Source organism: Sphingopyxis sp., assembly GCF_019459305.1.
GTDB lineage: Bacteria > Pseudomonadota > Alphaproteobacteria > Sphingomonadales > Sphingomonadaceae > Sphingopyxis.
In genome coordinates this window covers 26,610-47,257 of record NZ_JAIBES010000063.1, presented here as the reverse complement: position 1 = coordinate 47,257, position 20,648 = coordinate 26,610, and the positions used below count along the sequence as shown (strand labels likewise).

The following is a 20,648-nucleotide window of genomic DNA, read 5'->3' as shown; positions in this document are numbered from 1 at the left end:
GATGGAAGCCATGCTCACCTCGACCGCCGTCGTCGCGCTCGCCGAAATCGGCGACAAGACGCAGCTGCTCGCGATGCTGCTCGCAACGCGGTTTAACCGGCCGCTGCCGATCATCCTCGGCATCTTGGTCGCGACGCTGGCCAATCATGCCCTCGCGGCGCTGCTGGGCGCGTCAGCGGCCAGCTTCCTCGATAGCGCTATCTTCCGCTATGCGGTCGGCCTGTCGTTTATCGCGATGGCGGCGTGGACACTGATCCCGGACAAATTCGAAGACGAGGATGCCCCCAAGCCGCGCTTCGGCGCATTCCTCACGACACTCGTCGCCTTCTTTCTCGTTGAAATGGGCGACAAGACGCAAATCGCGACGATTGCGCTCGGCGCGCAATATCATGACGTCGTGGCGGTAACTGCCGGTACGACTCTAGGCATGATGATTGCCAACGTCCCGGCGATCTTCTTGGGCCATGAACTGCTCAAGCGCGTCGATCTCGCAAAGGTGCGGATGATCGCGGCGGGGCTATTCCTGTTGATCGGCCTGTGGGTGCTCGCCCAGACGGCGGGCTGGTTCGGCTAGCCCGAATTGCGCATCGCCAACGTGCGCTCAAAGCTCCAGCTCGACGCGCACATGGCTTCGAGATCGCGCTGCGCGGTCCAGCCAAGGTCGCGCGCGGCGCGTTCGGGGCTCGCGTAGCAGCTGGCGACATCGCCGGCGCGGCGCGGCGCGATGCGATAGGGGATACGGACGCCGTTCACCCGCTCGAACGCCTGTACCATATCGAGCACCGAATAGCCCTGTCCCGTGCCAAGGTTCCAAGTCGACAGCGCAGGTTCGGCCTTCGAGATCGTGCCGAGCGCCGCAACATGGCCGTCGGCGAGGTCGACGACATGGATGTAATCGCGCACGCCGGTGCCATCGGGCGTGTCATAATCGTTGCCGAACACCGACAGCTCATCAAGCCTACCGGCCGCCACGCGGCTGATGAAAGGCATCAGATTGTTCGGAATGCCATTCGGGTTCTCGCCGATCAGGCCGCTGTCATGCGCGCCGACCGGGTTGAAATAGCGCAGGGTCGCGATCCGCCATTCGGGGTCGGACGCCGCGATGTCGCTCAACATCTCCTCGATCATCAGCTTGGTGCGGCCATAGGGATTCGTTGCCGACGTCGGGTGATTTTCGTCGAGCGGCAGATAGCGCGGCTGGCCATAGACGGTTGCGCTCGATGAAAAGACGAGCGTCTTGACGCCGCAATCGGTCATCGCCTGCACCAGCGACAGCGTGCCGCGAACATTATTGTCATAATATTTGATCGGTTCGGCGACCGATTCGCCGACTGCCTTCAGTCCAGCAAAATGGATGACGGCTTCGAGGTCCTGATCCGTCATGACGCGGCGCAACGCATCGCCGTCGCGGATGTCGCCGACTATCAAGGGGATCGCCCTACCGGTGATCGCCTCGAGCCGGTCGATTACGCCGGCGTCGCTATTGGCGAGATTGTCGAAACACACCACGTCATGACCCGCCGCGACCAAAGCCGCCGCGACATGGCTGCCGATATAACCCGCGCCGCCGGTCAATAGGGTCTTCATCGGATGTTCTGCCTCCACGCGGGTATCGGTGCCGCCTCTTGACGCAGCACTCTACATCGAACCCCCTACCAAGATATTGTCCATTCGCCATCCGCCGCGCGCACTGCGTTGGCAAAAAGCAAGAAGCGGGTAAGGGGGAGCGAACGGTCAAAGGAACGACGACATGACGGGCGACGCGAAGTGAAGATCCGCGAACTGATCGGCACCGCCGCGGTGCCGGGCGGCGGCGAACTTCGCCTGTTTCGGCGTGGCGACGAGTTTATCATCGCGCTGGGCGGCAACGAACTGATGAGCAGCCGGATGAGCGGCTCCGAAGAGGCACTCGCGACGATGAGCTGCGATCGGCTGCGCGACAGGGGCACGGCCCAGCTGCTGATCGGCGGCTTTGGCATGGGGTTCACCTTGCGCGCAGCCTTGTCCATGCTCGGACCACAGGCCAGGATCACCGTGGCCGAATTGGTCCCGGAAATCATCGAGTGGGCGCGCGGACCGATGGCCGAGCTTGCGGCAGCCTGTCTTGATGATCCGCGGGTCGACGTCGTTGTCGCCGATGTCTCTGCTGCCATGAGCGCTGCAAGAGAAGCTTTCGACGCGATCTTGCTCGACGTCGACAATGGCCCAGATGGGTTGACGCGCCCCGCCAACGATCAGATTTACGGCGTGACCGGTCTTGCATCGGCCAAAGCGGCGCTGAAGCCTGGCGGCGTGCTCGCGATATGGTCGGCGGCACCCGACACCAATTTTACGCGCCGGTTGATCGCCGCGGGTTTTGTTGTCGAGGAAGTCAAGGTTCGCGCCCGCGCCAATGGCAAGGGCGGATATCACCTGATCTGGTTCGCCAAGCGGCCCTGACGAAGCCATTCCGTCCCACCATTTGAGGCGGTCAATTCGCTGATCATCCGGTGACTGGCGTCCGCTGCGACCAGTCCTTGCGATACCAATCGACAAAGGCGGGAATCCCGACGGCCATCGGGGTCGTCGGCGCGAAGCCGAGGTCGCGGCTGATATCGTCGATGTCGGCGAAGGTCTGATAGACGTCGCCATCCTGCATCGGCAGCAGATTGATTTGCGCTTTACGGTCGCAGGCGACTTCGATGGCCTGGATCAGGTCGGTCAGCCGTTCGGGGCGGTTGTTGCCGATGTTATACAGGCGGTGGGGCGTGATGAAGCCGCCCGGCTTTTCACGATTGTCGTCGTCAGGGGGGCGGTCGAGCGCCAGCACCACGCCATTGACGATATCATCGATAAAGGTGAAATCGCGCAGCATGTCGCCGTGATTGTAAACATCGATTGGACGGCCTTGCAGCACCGCCTCGGTGAACTTCCAGACCGCCATGTCAGGGCGACCCCACGGGCCATAAACGGTAAAAAAGCGCAGTCCGGTCTGCGGGATGCGGAAGAGATGGGCATAGGTTTCGCTCATTAACTCATCGGCGCGTTTCGTCGCGGCGTAGAGCGAGATGGGCGTATCGGCCCTGTCGGCGACCCGAAATGGCGTATCGCTCCGCATCCCATAGACCGACGACGAAGACGCATAGACGAGGTGCGAAACTGTCCGGTGACGCGCCAGTTCGAGAATATTCACATGCCCGGAGATGTTCGAGTGGATATAGGCCCCCGGATTTTCGAGCGAATACCGCACACCCGGCTGCGCGCCGAGATGCACGATCCGATCGATCTTCGCATCGGCCAGCGTCTGAGCGAGCGCATTCGCGTCACCGAAATCGACATCCTTGAACACAAACTGGTCGCCATAATGTGCCGCAAGATGTGCGACGCGGGCGCGTTTGAGCTCGAGAGAATAATAGGGCGTGAAGTTGTCGATGCCGATCACACGCCCGCCGCGCGCGAGCAGCGCCGCCGCAACATGCATGCCGATAAAGCCTGCCGCACCGGTGATGAGTGTCGTCAAATTCCGTCCCCGTCGTGGCCGCCGCATCAGTACATGGGCGTACATGCGCCGCCAACGCGGCCCTTATCAAGCCAATCGGTAAATTCACCGGTAACGAACGCAACAATATGGCGGGGGCAATCGCGCGGCGGCTGCAGTTGATATCCGCGGCTGTCAAAAGCGCCGTGCCGCGCCGTCCACTTTCGACAAACCGGGAAAAAATGGTGAGCCCTGCTGGGTTCGAACCAGCGACCTACTGATTAAAAGTCAGTTGCTCTACCGACTGAGCTAAGGGCCCATCGCGGCACCGCAAAGGCGGCTTGCGAAGTGAGCCGTCGCCCTAGTGCGCCGCTGCGCCCCGGTCAACCGGCTTTGGACGTGCGAGCCGTGCGGCGAGTTGGCGGACGCTGCGGCGGTGGAGCGGATGCTGCCATTCGGGAACGATCGCGCGCAGTGGGCCAAGAACAAAGGCGCGCTTTTCGATGGCGGGGTGGGGGATGGTGAGCATATTGTCGGACCAGATGCCGCCCGACCAGAGGAGAATGTCGAGGTCGAGCGTTCGCGCGCTCCAGCGCTGTCCGGTGCGGCGGCCGAACGCCGCTTCGATCGCGTGCAGCCTTGCGAGCATTTCGGGTGGGCTCAGCGTCGTTGCAACGAGCGCAACCGCATTGGCATAGCGGCGGCGCGAGGGGCCGAGCGCGTCGCTGGCAATGATCGGGCTGGCGTCGACGGCCTCGATGTCGTCGCTTTCGAGCGCGGCGAGTGCAGCGAGCAATACCGCACGCGGATCGCCAAAGCGGGCGTGGCGCCGGTTCGACCCGAGCCCGATGGCATAAAGAGGAAGCGGCATTGCGTTGCTCATGGCCCCGCGCCTATCGCAGATGGGTGAAGATTGACAGCCCGTTGCCCGAAACCGAGCCGCCGCGCGATTGTCCGCGCTGCCCTCGGCTCGTCGCCTTTCGGCGAGAATGCCAGGCCGAACATCCCGATTGGTGGAACGCGCCGGTATATGCCTTCGGCGATCCCGACGGCTGGCTCGCCTTTGCGGGGCTGGCGCCGGGCAAGCATGGCGCCAACCGGACGGGGCGGCCATTCACCGGCGACTATGCGGGCGACCTGCTGTTCGCCACGCTCGCCGAGTTCGGGCTGAGCCAAGGCCGATATGATGCGCGGGTCGACGACGGGCTGACGCTCGACGGTGCCATTATCGTCAACAGCGTCAAATGCCTGCCGCCGCAGAATAAGCCGACCCCCGCGGAGATCATGAATTGCCGGCCATTTTTCGAGAAGCAACTGGCCGCCTTGCCCGGTGTGCGCGTGATTATCGCGCTGGGGCGGATCGCGCATGATGCGGTGCTGAGAGCGGCTGGAGTGCGGCCAGCGGCGCATCCTTTCGGTCATGGCGCCGTTCATGGGCTGGCTGATGGGCGCCACCTGGTCGATAGCTATCATTGTTCGCGTTACAATACGAACACCGGCCGTCTGACCCCCGAGATGTTCGCCGATGTGTTTCGTACTGCGCTGGCGCTGCGCGATCAGACCAGCGGACCGAATTCCTCGATCAGTCCGCGGTAAAGCACGCGCTTGAACGGCACGATCAGCTTCTCGACCTCGTTCAGCTGGGCCCATTTCCAGGCGCGAAATTCCTGATGCTTGGTCGCGATGTTGACGTCGCCGTCCTCGCCCATGAAGCGCATCAGGAACCAATGCTGGCGCTGGCCGCGATATTTGCCGCCCCACATCTTGCCGATCAGATGGTCGGGCAGGTCGTAGAAATATTCCTCGCGGCTGCGCGCAATGATTTCGACCAGCCCGCCATGAATGCCGGTTTCTTCGCCGAGTTCGCGGATGGCTGCCTCTTCGGCATCTTCGCCATCGTCGATTCCGCCCTGCGGCATCTGCCACGCCTCGCTGGAGGTATCGAGTCGCTGGCCGACGAAGACCAGGCCGTCGCGGTTGGCGAGCATGACGCCGGCACAGGGCCGGTAAGGAAGCGTGCTGGGATCGATCATGCCGTCCCGCTAGCGTCGGCGACGATCGCTTTCAAGACCGTCAGCGCACCGCGGATGTCGTCCTTGGCGCTCGGGATACCTTGCGCCAGATTGATGTAGCCGTGAATGCTGCCCGCCGCTTCGCGATAGGTCGTCGGCACACCCGCTTCGATCAGCTTGGCGGCGTAAGCGCGGCCCTGATCGCGCAGCGGGTCGAGTCCAGCGGTGATGAGCAATGTTGGCGGCAGGCCCGCAGCCGGGAAATCGAGCGGCGACGCGCGATAATCGGCGGGATCGGCGGCATAATGATTGCCGAACCACGTCATGCTGCCGGTTGTCAGTAGATGGCCTTCGCCGAAATCGCGGTAGCTTTGCCAGTCGTCGTGCGTCGTCACTGCCGGGTAGATGGGGTGCATAGCAATCACCGGCTTCGACGCGGGTTTGTCGCGAAGGGTGAGCGCGGTCGCGATGGTCAGGTTGCCGCCGGCGCTTTCGCCCGACAGGACGAGCCCGGTGCAGGGGAAATTATCGGCAACCCAGCGCGTCGCCGCTTCGCAATCGTCGGGCGCGGCGGGGAAGGGGTGTTCGGGCGCGAGGCGATAGTCGATCGCGATGACGGGCATGTCGAGCAGGCGTGCGGCTTCGGCGCAATAGGCATCGTGGGTGTCGAGGTCGCCGATGACCCAGCCGCCGCCGTGATAAAAGACCATCACCGGGCCAGGTTCGCGGTCAGGACGATTGTCATAGATGCGGATCGAAATCTCGCCCGCGGGGCCGGGAATTGTTCGATCCTCGACCTTGGCAATCTCGCCGCGCGGGGCATCGGCCATCTTGGCCATCATACGAAACATCTCGCGCGCCTCGGCGGGCGGCAACTCTTCCATCTTGGGGCCTTCCTGCGCATTGAGGAAAGCTAGGAACATCGCCACGTCGGGGCGGGTGTAATGGGTGGTGCCGTCGGTCATCCTGCTGGTCCCTCTTCGCCGTTGCGTCTTTGTTATCGGCGCAGCTATTCGGCATCGCGCGGGATAATTCAATGGCAATTAGAAACCCATTCGGGCGTTTGAAGTTTGCAGCGCACAATTTTTTCTGAATTGCGGCATCGCGCCCACAGGCCTAGGCCAGCGTCACAGGTTCGCAAGATTCAAGGCAGAAAATAAAATGGCGACAGCGGTAGCGGGCGAAACCGACAAACGGACGTCCCCCCTTTCGGATGCAGTCGTGGTCAGGTTTGCAGGTGACAGCGGCGACGGGATGCAGTTGACCGGCGGTCAATTCACCCTGTCTTCGGCGCTCGCGGGCAACGACTTTGCGACCTTCCCCGACTTCCCCGCCGAAATCCGCGCGCCGCAAGGCACGTTGTTCGGCGTGTCGGCGTTCCAGATCAATTTCGGGTCGTCGGCGATCGACACGGCGGGCGATGCGCCCGACGTGCTCGTTGCGATGAACCCGGCGGCGCTCAAGACGAACGTGCCTTCGCTCAAGCAAGGCGGACTGATCATCGCCGACGAAGGCGAGTTCAACGATCGCAACCTCGCGAAGGCGAAATATGACGCCAACCCGCTTGACGATGGCAGTCTGGCGAAGTGGCAATTGCTCAAGCTCAACATCAGCCAGTTGACGATGGATGCCGTGAAGCCGTTCGGCCTTGGCAACAAGGAAGCGCTGCGCTGCAAGAATATGTGGACGCTGGGGCTGGCGCTGTGGATGTTCGACCGCGACCGCGCACCACTGGTCGATTGGCTCAATGCGAAATTCGCCAAGGCGCCCGATCTGGCAGCGGCAAATATTGCGGCGCTGAACGCGGGGCATGCTTACGGCGAGACCGCCGAACTGGCGGGGCCGCTCAAGCAGCATCATGTCGATCCCGCGCCCGCCGCGCCGGGGCTCTATCGCACGCTGACCGGCGCCGAGGGTATTGCCCTCGGCCTCGTTGCGGGCGCGCAGCTAGCCAAGCTGCCGATGTTCTTTGGCGGCTATCCGATCACGCCCGCGTCGGCGATCCTGCATCATCTGTCGCGGCTGAAAGAATATGACGTCACGACCTTTCAGGCTGAGGATGAAATCGCGGCGATCTGTTCGGCGATCGGCGCCAGCTATGGGGGCTCGCTCGGCGTCACCAGCTCGTCGGGCCCCGGCATCGCGCTGAAGGGCGAGGCGATGGGCCTCGCGATCATGACCGAATTGCCGCTCGTCATCGTCAATTCGCAGCGCGGTGGTCCCTCGACCGGCCTGCCGACCAAGACCGAGCAGTCGGATCTGTATCAGGCGGTCTATGGCCGCAACGGCGATGCGCCGATGCCGGTGATTTCGGCGCGCTCGCCCGGCGATGCGTTTGAATGCGCGATCGAGGCGGTGCGGATCGCGGTGCAATATATGACCCCGGTGATCCTGTTGACCGACGGCTATATCGCCAACGCCGCCGAGCCGTGGGCGGTGCCTGATCTTACAACCTACGAAGCCTTCCCGGTCGAATTCCTGACCGAAGTGCCGGAAGGCGGTTTCAAGCCCTATGGCCGCGACGAAAAGCTCAAGCGTCCGTGGGTCAAGCCCGGCACCCCCGGCCTGCTCCACCGCATCGGCGGGATCGAGAAGGAAATCGACACCGGCCACATCAATTATGAGGCATCGAACCACCAGGCGATGACCGACATCCGCAAGGCCAAGATCGACGGCATCAAGGTGCCTGACCAGATTGTCGAACTCGGTGCGGAAAGCGGCAAGCTCGCGGTCGTCGGCTGGGGCTCCACTTTTGGCCCGATCCATCAGGCGGTGCGCCGCAAGCGCGCCGAGGGCGCCGACGTCAGCCACATCCATATCCGCCATATCTGGCCGCTGCCCGCCAATCTGGGCGAACTGCTCAAAAGCTATGACAAGGTGATCATTCCCGAAATGAACACCGGGCAGCTCAAGACGGTGCTGCGCGACCAGTATCTGGTCGACGCCAAGCCGGTGAACAAGGTGTCGGGCCAACCCTTCACAATTGCCGAAATCGAAGCCGCCATCGAGGAGGCACTAGCATGAACGAGATGACCACCATCGCGCGCACGACGACGCTCAAGGATTGGGAAACCGATCAGGAAGTCCGCTGGTGCCCTGGCTGCGGCGACTATGCGATTTTGAAGGCGGTGCAGCGCACAATGCCCGAAATCGGCACCGCGCCCGAGAACACCGTGTTCATCAGCGGCATCGGCTGCTCGTCGCGCTTCCCCTATTATATGGAGACCTATGGTTTTCACACGATCCACGGCCGTGCACCGGCGTTTGCCACGGGGCTGAAGCTCGCCAACCCGAACCTTGATGTGTGGATCGTCACCGGCGACGGCGACGGGCTGTCGATCGGCGGCAACCACACGATGCACCTGATCCGCCGCAATCTCGATTGCCAGATCATGCTGTTCAACAACGAGATCTACGGGCTGACCAAGGGCCAATATTCGCCGACCAGCCGCGTCGGCACGACCAGCCCGTCGACCCCCTATGGATCGGTCGACCGCCCGGCGCAGCCCGCGGCCTTTGCGCTCGGCGCCGGGTCGCGCTTCGTCGCGCGCGGCTTCGACGTGTCGAAGAAGCTGCCCGAAGTGCTGAAAGCAGCGCACGCCCACAAGGGCGCCGCGTTTATCGAGATTTTTCAGAACTGTATCGTCTATAACAAAGACGTGTTCGAGGATTTCGCGGCGCCCAAAGGCGCCGAGGATCGCCAGCTCTGGCTCGAGAATGGCGAACCGATGCTTTATGCCAAAGGCACGAAGGGCATCGCGCTCGATGCCGAGGCGCTGCATCTCAAGACCGTCGACGTCGTCGATGGCGACTGGCAGGCCGCGGGGGTGATCGTCCATGACGTCACCAACCGCAGCGTGGCGCATATGCTGGTTGAAATGCGCTTTGGCGAGTTCCCGATGGCGCTCGGGGTGCTGTACGACGATCCGCGCCCGACCTTCGAGGCCGACGTCTGGCGCCAGAATGCGGCGGCAGCCGAAGGCAAGACCGCCGACCTGCAGAGCCTGCTCAAAAAGGGCCAGACGTGGACGGTGACCGAGGGCGGACCCGAGCTCTAGTTGCCGCGCGCTTGGCGTTCGTTAGACGATCGTGATCCGGTCCGGATAGCGGATTGCAAAGCGGATCGATCCACGCCACCAAGCGGCGATGGATAATCTGACCCACAGCCTCGTCGGCGCGCTTCTCGGCCAGATGGGGCTCAAGAAAAAGACCGGGTTGGCGATCCCGACGCTGATTCTGGCGGCGAACCTGCCCGACATCGATGCCGCTTGCCTGGCGTGGCTCGACGGGGTCCAGCATCTGGGCTTTCGGCGTGGGATCACGCACGGTCCGATCGCGATGCTGGTCTTGCCGATATTGCTGTGGGCGGCGATGCTGGCATTCGATCGCTGGCAGACGAAGCGCGGCAAACGCCCCGCCGGACGGCCGCCGATCGACAAGGGCTGGCTGCTGGCGCTCGCCTATATCGGTTGCCTCAGCCACCCGGCGCTCGACTGGCTCAACAATTACGGCATCCGCCTGCTCGAGCCTTTTTCATCGCCATGGTTTTACGGCGATACGATCTTCATCATCGACCTGTGGATATGGATCGCGCTGGGCCTGTCGGTGTGGCTGTCGCTGCGCCGCGAGCGGGGCGGGGCGACAAACTGGCAGTGGCCCGCGTGGGTCGGCTTCACCGCGATTTGCGCCTATATTTTCGCCAATGGCCTGATCACCGGCGCTGCCGAACGGACCACGGCGAGCGCGCTGGCAGCGAGCGGATATCGGGACGCGCTGGTGGTGGCCAGTCCGCCGCCGCTGGCCTTTTGGCAACGCGATATCTTCTGGCGCACCGCCGAGCGGTACGGGAGCGGCAATTATACCCCCGGCATTGGCGGTAATCTGGACATCAGCGGCCGGCCAACCGGCATGGATGACCCGCGGATCGAGCGGTGGCTGATGGGTGATCCTGATGCGCGCGCGTTCCTGTTCTGGGCGCGGATGCCGGTGGCGCAGAAGGAGGGTGACGCAATCTTGCTGCGCGACCAGCGCTTCATGCATCCGTTGGCGCAGGATCGTTTCCAGGTCCGGCTGACCGCACCCGACACTGCTACCCACGACCAATGACGGCGCCGAGCATCCTGTGGCTCCGCCCCGCCCATCGCCGGTGGGGTACGGCGGCGCAAGTGGCGGCGGGCGCGGGGGGGCCGGGGGGGGCGGCCGCGGCTGGGCCGGTGATCCCGGTGTTCATTCTGGACGATGATACGCCGAAGCATCGCCGGATGGGCGCGGCGTCGCGCTGGTGGCTGCACCACAGTCTCGCCAGCCTCGACGCCAGCCTGCGCGAAATGGGGTCGCGACTGATCCTGCGGCGCGGGAAGTGTGAAGAGCAACTCGCTCTGATTGTGCAAGAAAGCGGAGCGAGCACGGTGCATTGCCTCCGCCACTACGAACCATGGTGGCGCAACGCCGAAAAAGCGGTGGCGAAGCGGCTCGATTTGCAATGCCATGATGGCAATTACCTGTTGCCGCCGGGATCGCTGACGACCGGGAGCGGCACGCCGTACAAAATCTACACGCCCTTCTGGCGGGCATTGAAGGAGCATATGCCACCGCCGAGCCCGTCGAACCGGCCGCGCGAGATTGCGGCGCCCGACAAATGGCCTGCTTCAGACACGCTCGCCGACTGGCATTTGCTACCAACCAAGCCCGATTGGGCCACCGGATTTGCCGCGGAATGGGAGCCCGGCGAGGCGGGGGCGCGTAAGCGGATCGCGGCGTTTGCTGACGAGGCGGCGGATTATGATCGCGGCCGCAACCTGCCGTCGCAGGAGGGCAGTTCGCGCTTGTCGCCGCATCTGCATTTCGGCGAAGTCTCGCCCGCCACCATCTGGCATCGCACCGCCGACGCCGGGGGCTCGGTCGATGTGTTCCTCGGCGAGATAGGGTGGCGCGATTATGCGCAGAACATCATCCTGCAATTTCCCGATTATGGCGCGCGCAGCGCGCGCGCAGCCTTCGACGACGCTTTGCCATGGCGCAGCGCGGCGGCGGCCGATGCCGATCTCGCCGCCTGGCAACAGGGGCGCACCGGCTATCCGATCGTTGACGCCGGGATGCGCCAGCTATGGGTAACGGGCTGGATGCATAACCGGGTGCGGATGATCGCCGCGAGCTTCCTTATCAAGCATCTTCTGATCGACTGGCGCCAAGGTGAGCAATGGTTCTGGGACACGCTGGTCGATGCCGATTACGCCTCCAATGCCGTCAACTGGCAGTGGGTGGCGGGCAGCGGAGTCGACAGCAACATGTTCCCGCGCATCATGGCGCCGCTGACGCAATCGGAGAAGTTCGATGCCGCAGCCTATATTCGCCAGTGGGTGCCTGAACTTGCCGTGTTGAGTGAACCTGCGATCCACGATCCCGAAAGCTTCGGACAGCGGCCGCGATCCTATCCTGCCAAGATCATCGGCCACCGCGAAGCGCGCGAACGCGCGCTGGCCGCCTATGACGTCATGAAGGCGCGCGGCAACTGATTGTCAGGCGCCGGACTTTGGGGCAGGAAGGCGCTATGAACACGCATGTCAGCCCGCGCCGCGGCAAGAAATTGCTCCGCGCCGACCGCGCCTACCGCAGCGGCGGGGCGCTCGCGCGGCTGCTGGCGCTGGCGCCCGCGGGGCTGTTTCATCGGCTGCTCGACCGGATTGACGCGGGTCTCGCGCTGGGCACGATCGAGGTGCACACGCCCGACGGCAGCGTCCGCCTGCTGGGCGGGCGCGGGAACGGGCCAGCGGCGGTCGTTCACCTGCACAGCTGGGCGGCGCTGGCGCGGCTGGCGATGTCGGGATCGGTGGGCTGGTACCGCGCGTGGGACGCGGGCGAGTGGACCTCGCCCGACCCGGTGCCGCTGTTCGACCTGTTCATGCGCAATGGCGAATCACTCGGTGATGTGGCGCGGGCGCGCGGGCCATTGCGCTGGCTCAACAAGATCGCGCACCTGCTCAACCACAACAACCGTCGCGGGGCGAGGCGCAACATCCATGCCCATTATGATTTGGGCAATGATTTCTATCGCTTGTGGCTCGATCATGCGATGAATTATTCGAGCGCATTGTTCGCCGATCCGGGGCAATCCCTGGAGGAGGCGCAGACGGGCAAGGTCGATGCCATCCTCGACCGGCTCGACCTGCGATCGGGCAGTCGCTTGCTCGAGATCGGCTGTGGCTGGGGCGCGCTCGCCGAGCGCGCGGTCGAGCGGCACGATGTCATCTACACAGGCATCACGCTCTCGCCGTCACAGGCCGAGATCGCCGATGCGCGGCTTGCTGCGGTCGACCTGTCAGCGCGGTCGCGTATCGAGCTGTGCGACTATCGCGACGCCCGCGGACCATATGATGCGATTGCCAGCGTCGAGATGGTCGAAGCGGTCGGGCAGGCCTATTGGCCCGCCTATCTCGATGCGGTCGCGCGGCTGCTGCGCCCCGGTGGCAAAGCGGCGATCCAGTATATCCTGATCAACGATGCGCTGTTCGAACGCTATGCGGCGAACAGCGACTTCATCCAGGCCTATATCTTTCCGGGCGGCTGCCTGATTTCCGAAAGCCGGTTTCGGGCGCTTGCCGAAGCGCGCGGGCTGGCGTGGCGCGAGGTTCACCGCTTTGGCGAGGATTATGCCGAAACGCTTCGGCAGTGGCGTGAGCGTTTTGATGCGGCGGTTGCGGCCGACCAGTTGCCGTCGGGCTTCGACGACCGTTTCGTGCGGCTCTGGCGCTATTATCTGCAATATTGCGAGGGCGGATTTCGCGGCGGCGGTATCGACGTCGCGCAAGTGACGCTTGAAAAAACAGCCTGAAAACGGGGGAGAGGCATATTATGCGACAATATTTGGCAGCGGCGCTTTTGTGCGCCGCGGCGGCGGGGTGCAACGCGCCCGCATCCACCCAAACGACCGACACGCTGCCAAAGGATATGAATGTGCTGTTCTGGACCCAGGATCAACGCGACGCTGCTTTTCGGACGATGGAAACGGTCCCCAAAGTCGTCGTAAACACGGTCGAGGCGGGCGGATCGGTCTATCCGCTGTCTGAGGGCCAGCCGCTCGACCTTGGCGCCGACGTCGATGCCTATATGGCGAAACAGCGCAACGCGGGGCTGATCATCGTGCAGGACGGCAAGATCCGGCTGGAAAAATATGCGCTTGGCTATGGCGCCGCAGGACGCTGGACCAGCTTTTCGGTCGCGAAAAGCTTCACCTCGACCCTCGTCGGGGCGGCGGTGAAGGACGGTTATATCAAGAGCCTCGACGACAAGGTTACGGTCTATATCCCGGGACTCAAGGGTTCGGCCTATGACGACGTGTCGGTGCGCCAGTTGCTGACGATGACCTCGGGGGTCAAATGGAACGAGGATTATACCGATCCCAAGTCCGATGTCGCGCAGTTCAATATGCAAAAGCCTGTCGCAGGCGAGGACATAACGGTCAGCTATATGAAGACCTTGCCGCGCGAAGCGCCGGCGGGGTCGAAGTGGGTGTACAAGACCGGCGAAACCAATCTGATCGGCGTGCTCGTGTCGAGTGCGACGGGCAAGACGCTGTCGCAATATCTGTCCGAAAAGGTCTGGAAGCCGTTCGGCATGGAACAGGATGGGATGTGGATGCTGGGCGCGACGGGGCATGAGATCAGCGGTTGCTGCATGTCGGCGAGCCTCAAGGACTATGCACGGTTCGGGCAGTTCATGCTCAACGGCGGCGTCGCAGGCGGGCAGAAGGTCGTCCCCGACGACTGGATGGCCGCGGCAACGACCAAACAGGCGGGGATCGACATTCCGGGGCGTGGCTATGGCTATCAATGGTGGACCAACGATGACGGCAGCTTTGCCGCACAAGGCATTTTTGGTCAGGGCATCTTCATCGATCCCAAACGAAAGCTGGTGATTGCGTCGAATGGAAACTGGCCGACCGCGACCGATCCCGAGGGTGTCGGCGCGGCGCGCGAGGCCTTTTACAAGAGCGTGCAGGCGGCGGTGGACAAGGAAGCGGCGAAGTAAACCCGTCGCCCCCGCCTTAGCGGGGGCCGCTCGGGCGTTTGCGCAGCTACGCAGAAAAAAAATCCGGGCGCCCCCCCCTGCGGGGGGGCGACGGGCTATTGGTCGGCGACGTTGGCCGTTGCGCGCTGGGCCAACCACACGGCCACAAGCGGCACTGCGACGCCGAGCGCCATGATCCACCAAGTGTCGGCAAGTGTGGCGGCGCGATAGAGCGCGGCGCCGATCACCGACCCGGCTACGATCCAGCCAGCACCGGTTCCTGCCGATATCCGCATCGATAGCCACCCCCCGGCGAAGCTGCCGATGAACCAACCGACGATCAGCGCGATCGTCGACCCGATCGGGATCAGTATCTCGCCGGTCTCAAGGTCATATTCGGACGGTGAAATTTCGCTGCCGGCATATTGCGCCAGCCCGATCAGCCCAAATGCGACGACGATACCGATTACCGTGGCGATCGCCGATCGCAGAATATCCTTGGTCATTCCAGCACCCTTGCCAACCCGTCTTGTCGGGCTGCCTTAGTGCCGGAAAACAAAGATGGCGTTAAGCCTTTTCCATGACCTTGGGCAAAGCGTGGAACGCGGTGCTGTCGAAGCCGTCAACCATCAGCCTGGCGACAAATTCGCCGACCGCGGCAGGGTCCTTGATGCTCTTGGCGTCTTCGCCGGGATAGGCGCGGGCGCGCATCTGGGTGCGGGTGCCCCCCGGGTCAAGGATCGCGGTGCGGACCGTCGAGATGTTGCGCATCTCGGCACCGTAGCTGGTCACCAGCGTTTCGAACGCCGCTTTCGATGCGGCATAGGCGCCCCAATAGGCGCGCGGTTCGCGCGCGACGCCGCTCGACAGGGCGAGCAGGCGGCCGTTCGCGGCGCGGCGCAGCAGCGGATCGAAATTGGCGATCAGTGCCTGCTGGGCGATCAGGTTCAGCGTCAGCAGCTTGTTGAATTCCTTGCCGTCGATCGCGGCTACCGGGGTCAGCGTGCCGAGCATCGCGGCGTTGAGTACCAGCATGTCGAGATGTTGCCAGCGTTCGGCCATCGCGCTCGCCAGCCGCGCGATGCTGTCGCCGTCGGTCAGGTCGAGCGGCGCGATCGTCGCGGCGCCGCCCGCCTCGTGGATCCGGTCTTCGAGCGCTTCGAGCCCGCCTGCGGTGCGTGCGGTGATCACGACATGCGCGCCGCGCGCCGCCAGCGCTTCGGCAATCGCTTCGCCGATGCCACGGCTCGCCCCGGTGACGAGCGCAACCTGCCCCGCCAATTCTTCAGTCTTGATAGTCATGATGTCAGACAACCCGTTCGGCCAACAGCGAAAATTGATCTTCCAGCCCATGCTCATCGAAATCGGTGAGCGTGGTCGGATAGTCGCCGGTAAAGCAGGCATCGCAATATTGAGGCGCGTCGTCGGTCCGCTTGGCCTCGCCCAGCGCCCGATAGAGGCCATCGATGGTAACGAAGGACAGGCTGTCGGCGTTGATGAAATTCGCCATCTGCCCGACCGTCATCTGCGCCGCGAGCAGCTTGGCGCGCTCGGGGGTATCGACGCCATAAAAGCAGCTGTGCTGGGTCGGCGGGCTGGCGATGCGCATATGGACCTCGGCGGCGCCCGCGTCACGCATCATCTGGACGATTTTCAGGCTGGTCGTGCCACGCACGATCGAATCATCGATCAGCACGATGCGCTTGCCCGCGATCAGCGCCCGGTTGGCGTTGTGCTTGAGCTTGACGCCCAAATGGCGAACCTTGTCGCCCGGCTGGATGAAGGTGCGTCCGACATAGTGCGAGCGGATGATCCCGAGTTCGAACGGGATACCCGATTCCTGCGCGTAACCGATCGCGGCAGGGGTACCCGAATCGGGGACCGGGATGATCAGGTCGGCATCGACCGGGTTTTCGCGCGCCAGTTCGGCACCGATCGCCTTGCGCACCGAATAAACGCTGGTGCCATCGACGATCGAGTCAGGGCGCGAGAAATAGACATATTCGAAGATGCACGGGCGCGCCGACTGCGTAGCGAAAGGCCGGTGCGAGGTCAGTTGGCCATCGCGGATGATTACCAGTTCGCCAGGTTCAACCGAACGCACGAATTCGGCGCCGACGACGTCGAGCGCGACGGTTTCCGATGCCAGAATATGCGCATCGCCGAGTTTTCCGATGACGAGCGGACGGATGCCGAGCGGATCGCGGCAGCCGATCATCCCCTCGGCGGTCAGGCAGATCAGTGAATAGGCGCCCTCGACCTGTTTCAGCGCATCGATGAACCGGTCGATCAGCGAGCGATAGCTCGACGTTGCGACGAGGTGGATGATTACCTCGGTATCGCTGGTCGACTGAAAGATCGAACCGCGGCGCACGAGCACCTTCTTCAGTGCGGTCGCGTTGGAAATATTGCCATTATGCGCCACCGCAAAGCCGCCCGTCGACAGATCGGCGAACAGCGGCTGGACGTTGCGCAGCGCGGTTTCGCCGGTCGTCGAATAGCGGACATGGCCGACCGATGATCCGCCCTGCAACTGGCGCATGATCTCGTCGCGGTCGAAATTGCCGGCGACATGGCCCATGGCACGGTGGGTATGGAATTCCTTGCCGTCGAAGGCGGTGATGCCTGCGGCTTCCTGGCCGCGGTGCTGCAGCGCATGCAGGCCCAGTGCAACGACCGCAGCGGCGCTGTCGGCGCCATGAATACCAAAGACGCCGCACTCCTCGCGGAGTTTGTCGTCGTCGAAAGGGTGTGTGGTGAGCATGATGGTCCAGCAACGAGGGCAGTGACTGGCGCGCATATAGGGACGGCAATCACAAATGTCGCCCCCCATATTCACGATATTGTCATCAGCCGCGCGAACGACAGGGTGACAGGGGCTTGGCTCCTGCTCTAAAGCGCGGATTATGGACCAGCAGCGCGACACCGCCGACCGATTTCTCCCGCGTTTCGATGCGGCAGGCCTGGTGACCGCGATCGTCACCGACGCCGAAACCGGGGTGCTGCTGATGGTAGCGCATATGAATGCCGAGGCGATCGAGCGGACGCAGGCGACCGGGCAGGCGCATTTCTGGTCGCGATCGCGCTCGGCGTTGTGGCGCAAGGGCGAGACGTCGGGCAACGGGCTGGGGATGGTCGAGATGCGCGTCGACTGTGATCAGGATGCGCTGTTGCTGCGTGTGACGCCCGCCGGCCCCGCTTGCCACACCGGGCGCCGTTCCTGCTTCTATCGCCGGGTCGAGGCGGACGGGGCGCTGACGTTTCTGGACGATGATGCACAAAGTTAAGTTCGCGTTGGTGCTGGGCATCTTGCTCGTCGGCGGGTGCGATCGGCATGCGCCCGATCGGAGCGGGCAGGGGATCGATGCCGACAACCCGCTGGAAATCGCCGCGCGCGAACGCGGCGTTGTGAGCCCCGAGGCCGCGACGCCGGTCGGCGTGTTCGAACGCGCGCACGACCTGGGCCGCGACGCGATGTGCGTGGTTCCCGACGGCGCTGGGCAATGGCGCTTTGCAGTGACCGCCGCTTTTGGAACCACCTTATCCTGTTCGGCGAGCGGAACGATGGTGCGTGAAGGTGAAGGCTGGCGCATGCGCTTTGCTGGAGCGGAGGGCTGCGATGCGCTGGTCGCCGAAGAAGAAGATGAACTGCGCCTGCCCGGAAGCTTGCCGCCACAATGCGCCAAAATCTGCCCCGCCCGCGCCTCGCTGTCGGGCTTGCGACTGCCGCGCGCCAGCTGGTCGGCCGATGATGCGCGGGGCTTGCAGATCCGCGATCGACAGGGCAATATGCAGCAACCTTGCGGGGTTTGACTGACCCTAAAGCAGGCCGATTTGCCGGTCTTGACGTTCACGTCAACGGAAACTAGTTTCATCGGCATGACCGAACCATATGGCCACGCCCATATCGACACGCCCGATCATTTGGGCCGCGAACAATTCAGCATCACCGACTTGTCGACCGAGTTCGGAGTCACCGCGCGTGCGCTGCGTTTCTATGAAGATGAGGGGCTGATCAGCCCGTCGCGCAAGGGATTGTCGCGCATCTATTCGAAGCGCGACCGGGCGCGCCTGGCGTGGATTCTGCGTGCCAAGCGCACAGGGTTCAGCCTGGCCGATATCCGCGAGATGATCGACCTTTACGACGTCGGCGACGGCCGCAAGCTGCAACGTCAGGTGACGATCGAAAAATGCGAACAGCGCATCGGCTTGTTGCAGCGGCAGCGCGACGATATCGATAGCGCTGTCGAAGAATTGTCGCGGTTCATCGATATGGTGAAAAAAGTCGACGCCGGCCAGAAGGTCGGTTGAGCCTCTCCCCAGGCAAGTGACATTGCGAAGCTGATTTTCAGAAGGATTTCCCATGCCCGTCTATCGCGCCCCCGTGCAAGACAGCCTCTTTCTCCTCACCGACGTGCTCGGGGTCGAGCGCTACGCCAATCTGCCGGGTTTCGCCAATGCGACCCCCGACATGATCGAGGCGGTGCTGACCGAAGCCGGAAAATTTTGCGAGGAAGTGCTGTTCCCGATCAACCAGTCGGGCGATCTGGAGGGCTGCACGCGCCACGACGACGGATCGGTGACGACGCCGAAGGGCTTCAAGGAAGCCTACGACGCCTATTGTGAGGCTGGCTGGACATTGCTGACCCAGCCGGAAGAATTTGGCGGGCAAGGGCTACCGCACGTCGTCGGTTTCCCGGTCGAGGAATATCGCATGGCCGCGAACCAGGCCTTTGCCATGTACCCTGGACTGACGCAGGCCGCGGTCGCGGCGATCCTGGTCAAGGGGTCGGATGAACAGAAGGCGCTGTACGCACCCAAAATGATCTCGGGCGAGTGGGGCGGGACGATGAACCTGACCGAGCCGCATTGCGGCACCGACCTCGGCCTGATCCGCACCCGCGCGGTCCCGAACGGCGATGGCAGCTATGACGTCACCGGCACCAAGATTTTCATTTCGTCGGGCGAGCATGACCTGACCGAGAACATCATTCATCTGGTGCTCGCCAAAACCCCCGACGCGCCCGACAGCGTCAAGGGCATCTCGCTGTTCATCGTGCCGAAGTTTCTCGTGGGCGACGATGGCTCACTGGGTGAGCATAACGCGCTGCAATGCGGGTCGATCGAGCACAAGATGGGCATCCACGCCAATTCGACCTGCGTCATGAACTATGACGGCGCCAAGGGCTGGATGGTCGGTGAGGAAAACAAGGGCCTCGCCGCGATGTTCGTGATGATGAACGCCGCGCGGCTTGGCGTTGGCATTCAGGGGCTGGGGCAGGCCGATATCGCGTTCCAGAACGCCGTCCGCTACGCGCAGGACCGCCGTCAAGGTCGCGCGCTCACCGGGCCGCAAGACCCGCGGGAAAAGGCGGATCCGCTGTTCGTCCATCCCGACGTGCGCCGCATGTTGATGGACGCCAAGGCCACCGTCGAAGGGCTGCGCGCCTTGTGCCTGTGGGGCGCCTTGCAGGTCGATCTGGCGCATGTTGCCGAGACCGAGGAAGAACGCCAGCAAGCGGACGACCTCGTCAGCCTGCTCACCCCGGTGATCAAGGGCTATGGCACCGATAAGGGCTATGACGTCGCGACCAACGCGCAGCAAGTGTTCGGCGGCCACGGCTACATCGAGGAATGGGGCATGAGCCAGTATGTCCGCGATGCCCGCATCACGATGATCTATGAAGGCGCCAACGGCGTTCAGGCGATGGATCTGGTCGGACGCAAGCTGGCGCAGAATGGCGGCCGTGCGATCCAGGCCTTTTTTGCGATCATCGACACCGAATGCGCGCGCGCCAAGGACAATGAAGCGCTCGCCGATTTTGCCGGGCGGCTGGAAAAGGCCAATGGCGAACTGAAGGCCGCGACGATGTGGTTCATGCAGAATGGCATGGCGAACCCCAACAATATCGGCGCCGGCGCGCATCATTATATGCACATCATGGGGATCGTCGCGCTGGGGTCGATGTGGCTGATGATGGCCGAAGCGGCGCAGAAGGCGCTCGCCGAAGGGCGCGGCAACAAGGCGTTCCTTGAAGCCAAGCTGGTCACCGCGCGCCACTTTGGCGAACGGTTCCTGCCCGACGCCGGTTCGCTGCGCCGCAAGATCGAAGCGGGCAGCGAAGCGATGATGGCGCTGACCCCGGAACAATTTTACGCCGCCTGATCGCGCC

At 63.4% G+C, this 20,648-nt stretch carries 21 protein-coding genes and 1 tRNA gene; 13 read left to right on the top strand and 9 right to left on the bottom strand.

Annotated features, from left to right (window positions below):
- The first annotated feature begins 1 nt into the window (after position 1).
- On the top strand, positions 2-574 hold the full coding sequence (locus tag K0M74_RS07060; protein WP_293969705.1) for a TMEM165/GDT1 family protein: 573 nt from the start codon (positions 2-4) through the stop codon (positions 572-574).
- Here K0M74_RS07060 and galE read toward each other — a convergent pair.
- Positions 571-1,587, bottom strand: a complete 1,017-nt coding sequence (gene galE, locus K0M74_RS07055; RefSeq protein WP_293969702.1) for a UDP-glucose 4-epimerase GalE — start codon at positions 1,585-1,587, stop codon at positions 571-573. The two genes, K0M74_RS07060 and galE, sit on opposite strands and share 4 nt — an antisense overlap.
- A 180-nt stretch (positions 1,588-1,767) precedes the next feature.
- On the opposite strand from galE, the gene K0M74_RS07050 reads away from it, so the two are divergent.
- A complete protein-coding gene (locus K0M74_RS07050) occupies positions 1,768-2,439 on the top strand; it encodes an MnmC family methyltransferase (protein WP_293969699.1) in 672 nt (223 codons plus the stop codon).
- Positions 2,440-2,482: 43 nt separating this feature from the next.
- Here K0M74_RS07050 and K0M74_RS07045 read toward each other — a convergent pair whose 3' ends face one another.
- From K0M74_RS07045 to folK, 3 genes are all read right to left on the bottom strand, one after another.
- Positions 2,483-3,499, bottom strand: coding sequence for an NAD-dependent epimerase/dehydratase family protein (locus tag K0M74_RS07045; RefSeq protein WP_293969696.1), 1,017 nt, complete (start codon positions 3,497-3,499; stop codon positions 2,483-2,485).
- Between the two features lie 201 nt (positions 3,500-3,700).
- A tRNA-Lys gene (locus tag K0M74_RS07040) sits at positions 3,701-3,776 on the bottom strand.
- 42 nt (positions 3,777-3,818) lie between these two features.
- On the bottom strand, positions 3,819-4,340 hold the full coding sequence (gene folK, locus K0M74_RS07035) for a 2-amino-4-hydroxy-6-hydroxymethyldihydropteridine diphosphokinase (protein ID WP_293969693.1): 522 nt from the start codon (positions 4,338-4,340) through the stop codon (positions 3,819-3,821).
- A 23-nt stretch (positions 4,341-4,363) separates the two neighbouring features.
- On the opposite strand from folK, the gene K0M74_RS07030 reads away from it, so the two are divergent.
- A complete protein-coding gene (locus K0M74_RS07030; protein ID WP_293969690.1) occupies positions 4,364-5,053 on the top strand; it encodes a uracil-DNA glycosylase in 690 nt (229 codons plus the stop codon).
- On the opposite strand, the gene K0M74_RS07025 is transcribed toward K0M74_RS07030, so the two are convergent.
- Complete coding sequence (locus K0M74_RS07025; protein WP_293969687.1) at positions 5,014-5,490, bottom strand: RNA pyrophosphohydrolase; 477 nt, start codon at positions 5,488-5,490, stop codon at positions 5,014-5,016. The two genes, K0M74_RS07030 and K0M74_RS07025, sit on opposite strands and share 40 nt — an antisense overlap.
- The gene (locus tag K0M74_RS07020; protein ID WP_293969684.1) at positions 5,487-6,434 is read right to left on the bottom strand and encodes an alpha/beta hydrolase; all 948 of its coding nucleotides are present in this window, start codon (positions 6,432-6,434) and stop codon (positions 5,487-5,489) included. Before K0M74_RS07020 ends, K0M74_RS07025 begins: the two co-directional genes overlap by 4 nt.
- Before the next feature lie 196 nt (positions 6,435-6,630).
- On the opposite strand from K0M74_RS07020, the gene K0M74_RS07015 reads away from it, so the two are divergent.
- The 6 genes from K0M74_RS07015 to K0M74_RS06990 all read left to right on the top strand — a co-directional run bounded on the left by K0M74_RS07015 (position 6,631) and on the right by K0M74_RS06990 (position 14,496).
- Positions 6,631-8,493 carry a 2-oxoacid:acceptor oxidoreductase subunit alpha gene (locus K0M74_RS07015; RefSeq protein ID WP_293969681.1) on the top strand — a complete coding sequence of 621 codons (1,863 nt, stop codon included), beginning with the start codon at positions 6,631-6,633 and terminating at the stop codon, positions 8,491-8,493.
- On the top strand, positions 8,490-9,527 hold the full coding sequence (locus K0M74_RS07010; RefSeq protein ID WP_293969678.1) for a 2-oxoacid:ferredoxin oxidoreductase subunit beta: 1,038 nt from the start codon (positions 8,490-8,492) through the stop codon (positions 9,525-9,527). The genes K0M74_RS07015 and K0M74_RS07010 overlap by 4 nt, the downstream gene beginning before the upstream one ends.
- A gap of 88 nt (positions 9,528-9,615) precedes the next feature.
- A complete protein-coding gene (locus K0M74_RS07005; protein WP_293969675.1) occupies positions 9,616-10,575 on the top strand; it encodes a metal-dependent hydrolase in 960 nt (319 codons plus the stop codon).
- Positions 10,572-11,984, top strand: a complete 1,413-nt coding sequence (locus K0M74_RS07000) for a deoxyribodipyrimidine photo-lyase (protein WP_293969672.1) — start codon at positions 10,572-10,574, stop codon at positions 11,982-11,984. The genes K0M74_RS07005 and K0M74_RS07000 overlap by 4 nt, the downstream gene beginning before the upstream one ends.
- Before the next feature lie 35 nt (positions 11,985-12,019).
- Complete coding sequence (locus K0M74_RS06995) at positions 12,020-13,300, top strand: cyclopropane-fatty-acyl-phospholipid synthase family protein (protein ID WP_293969669.1); 1,281 nt, start codon at positions 12,020-12,022, stop codon at positions 13,298-13,300.
- Positions 13,301-13,320: 20 nt separating this feature from the next.
- The gene (locus K0M74_RS06990) at positions 13,321-14,496 is read left to right on the top strand and encodes a serine hydrolase (RefSeq protein ID WP_293969666.1); all 1,176 of its coding nucleotides are present in this window, start codon (positions 13,321-13,323) and stop codon (positions 14,494-14,496) included.
- Positions 14,497-14,591: 95 nt separating this feature from the next.
- Here the strand turns inward: K0M74_RS06990 and K0M74_RS06985 are convergent, their stop codons facing one another.
- The 3 genes from K0M74_RS06985 to purF form a co-directional block, all read right to left on the bottom strand.
- A complete protein-coding gene (locus K0M74_RS06985; protein WP_293969664.1) occupies positions 14,592-14,981 on the bottom strand; it encodes a hypothetical protein in 390 nt (129 codons plus the stop codon).
- A 61-nt stretch (positions 14,982-15,042) separates the two neighbouring features.
- Positions 15,043-15,777 (bottom strand): SDR family NAD(P)-dependent oxidoreductase, encoded by a 735-nt coding sequence (locus tag K0M74_RS06980; protein WP_293969661.1) that lies wholly within the window; start codon positions 15,775-15,777, stop codon positions 15,043-15,045.
- A gap of 4 nt (positions 15,778-15,781) precedes the next feature.
- The gene (gene purF, locus K0M74_RS06975; protein ID WP_293969658.1) at positions 15,782-17,239 is read right to left on the bottom strand and encodes an amidophosphoribosyltransferase; all 1,458 of its coding nucleotides are present in this window, start codon (positions 17,237-17,239) and stop codon (positions 15,782-15,784) included.
- Positions 17,240-17,381: 142 nt separating this feature from the next.
- On the opposite strand from purF, the gene hisI reads away from it, so the two are divergent.
- From hisI to K0M74_RS06955, 4 genes are all read left to right on the top strand, one after another.
- Positions 17,382-17,762 carry a phosphoribosyl-AMP cyclohydrolase gene (hisI, locus tag K0M74_RS06970; protein ID WP_293969655.1) on the top strand — a complete coding sequence of 127 codons (381 nt, stop codon included), beginning with the start codon at positions 17,382-17,384 and terminating at the stop codon, positions 17,760-17,762.
- Positions 17,749-18,288, top strand: a complete 540-nt coding sequence (locus K0M74_RS06965; protein ID WP_293969652.1) for a hypothetical protein — start codon at positions 17,749-17,751, stop codon at positions 18,286-18,288. The genes hisI and K0M74_RS06965 overlap by 14 nt, the downstream gene beginning before the upstream one ends.
- A 66-nt stretch (positions 18,289-18,354) precedes the next feature.
- Positions 18,355-18,786 carry a MerR family DNA-binding transcriptional regulator gene (locus K0M74_RS06960; RefSeq protein ID WP_088439096.1) on the top strand — a complete coding sequence of 144 codons (432 nt, stop codon included), beginning with the start codon at positions 18,355-18,357 and terminating at the stop codon, positions 18,784-18,786.
- Between the two features lie 52 nt (positions 18,787-18,838).
- Positions 18,839-20,641, top strand: a complete 1,803-nt coding sequence (locus K0M74_RS06955; RefSeq protein ID WP_293969649.1) for an acyl-CoA dehydrogenase C-terminal domain-containing protein — start codon at positions 18,839-18,841, stop codon at positions 20,639-20,641.
- Positions 20,642-20,648: the final 7 nt, after the last annotated feature.

Coding starts and splice junctions, on each gene's coding strand:
- K0M74_RS06985 (WP_293969664.1), bottom strand. CDS start 14,981: ATGACCAAGGATATTCTGCGATCGGCGATCGCCACGGTAATCGGTATC.
- K0M74_RS06980 (WP_293969661.1), bottom strand. CDS start 15,777: ATGACTATCAAGACTGAAGAATTGGCGGGGCAGGTTGCGCTCGTCACC.
- K0M74_RS07005 (WP_293969675.1), top strand. CDS start 9,616: ATGGATAATCTGACCCACAGCCTCGTCGGCGCGCTTCTCGGCCAGATG.
- K0M74_RS06995 (WP_293969669.1), top strand. CDS start 12,020: ATGAACACGCATGTCAGCCCGCGCCGCGGCAAGAAATTGCTCCGCGCC.
- galE (WP_293969702.1), bottom strand. CDS start 1,587: ATGAAGACCCTATTGACCGGCGGCGCGGGTTATATCGGCAGCCATGTC.
- folK (WP_293969693.1), bottom strand. CDS start 4,340: ATGAGCAACGCAATGCCGCTTCCTCTTTATGCCATCGGGCTCGGGTCG.
- K0M74_RS07020 (WP_293969684.1), bottom strand. CDS start 6,434: ATGACCGACGGCACCACCCATTACACCCGCCCCGACGTGGCGATGTTC.
- K0M74_RS06990 (WP_293969666.1), top strand. CDS start 13,321: ATGCGACAATATTTGGCAGCGGCGCTTTTGTGCGCCGCGGCGGCGGGG.
- hisI (WP_293969655.1), top strand. CDS start 17,382: ATGGACCAGCAGCGCGACACCGCCGACCGATTTCTCCCGCGTTTCGAT.
- K0M74_RS07060 (WP_293969705.1), top strand. CDS start 2: ATGGAAGCCATGCTCACCTCGACCGCCGTCGTCGCGCTCGCCGAAATC.
- K0M74_RS07010 (WP_293969678.1), top strand. CDS start 8,490: ATGAACGAGATGACCACCATCGCGCGCACGACGACGCTCAAGGATTGG.
- K0M74_RS07015 (WP_293969681.1), top strand. CDS start 6,631: ATGGCGACAGCGGTAGCGGGCGAAACCGACAAACGGACGTCCCCCCTT.
- K0M74_RS06955 (WP_293969649.1), top strand. CDS start 18,839: ATGCCCGTCTATCGCGCCCCCGTGCAAGACAGCCTCTTTCTCCTCACC.
- K0M74_RS06965 (WP_293969652.1), top strand. CDS start 17,749: ATGCACAAAGTTAAGTTCGCGTTGGTGCTGGGCATCTTGCTCGTCGGC.
- K0M74_RS07025 (WP_293969687.1), bottom strand. CDS start 5,490: ATGATCGATCCCAGCACGCTTCCTTACCGGCCCTGTGCCGGCGTCATG.
- K0M74_RS06960 (WP_088439096.1), top strand. CDS start 18,355: ATGACCGAACCATATGGCCACGCCCATATCGACACGCCCGATCATTTG.
- purF (WP_293969658.1), bottom strand. CDS start 17,239: ATGCTCACCACACACCCTTTCGACGACGACAAACTCCGCGAGGAGTGC.
- K0M74_RS07000 (WP_293969672.1), top strand. CDS start 10,572: ATGACGGCGCCGAGCATCCTGTGGCTCCGCCCCGCCCATCGCCGGTGG.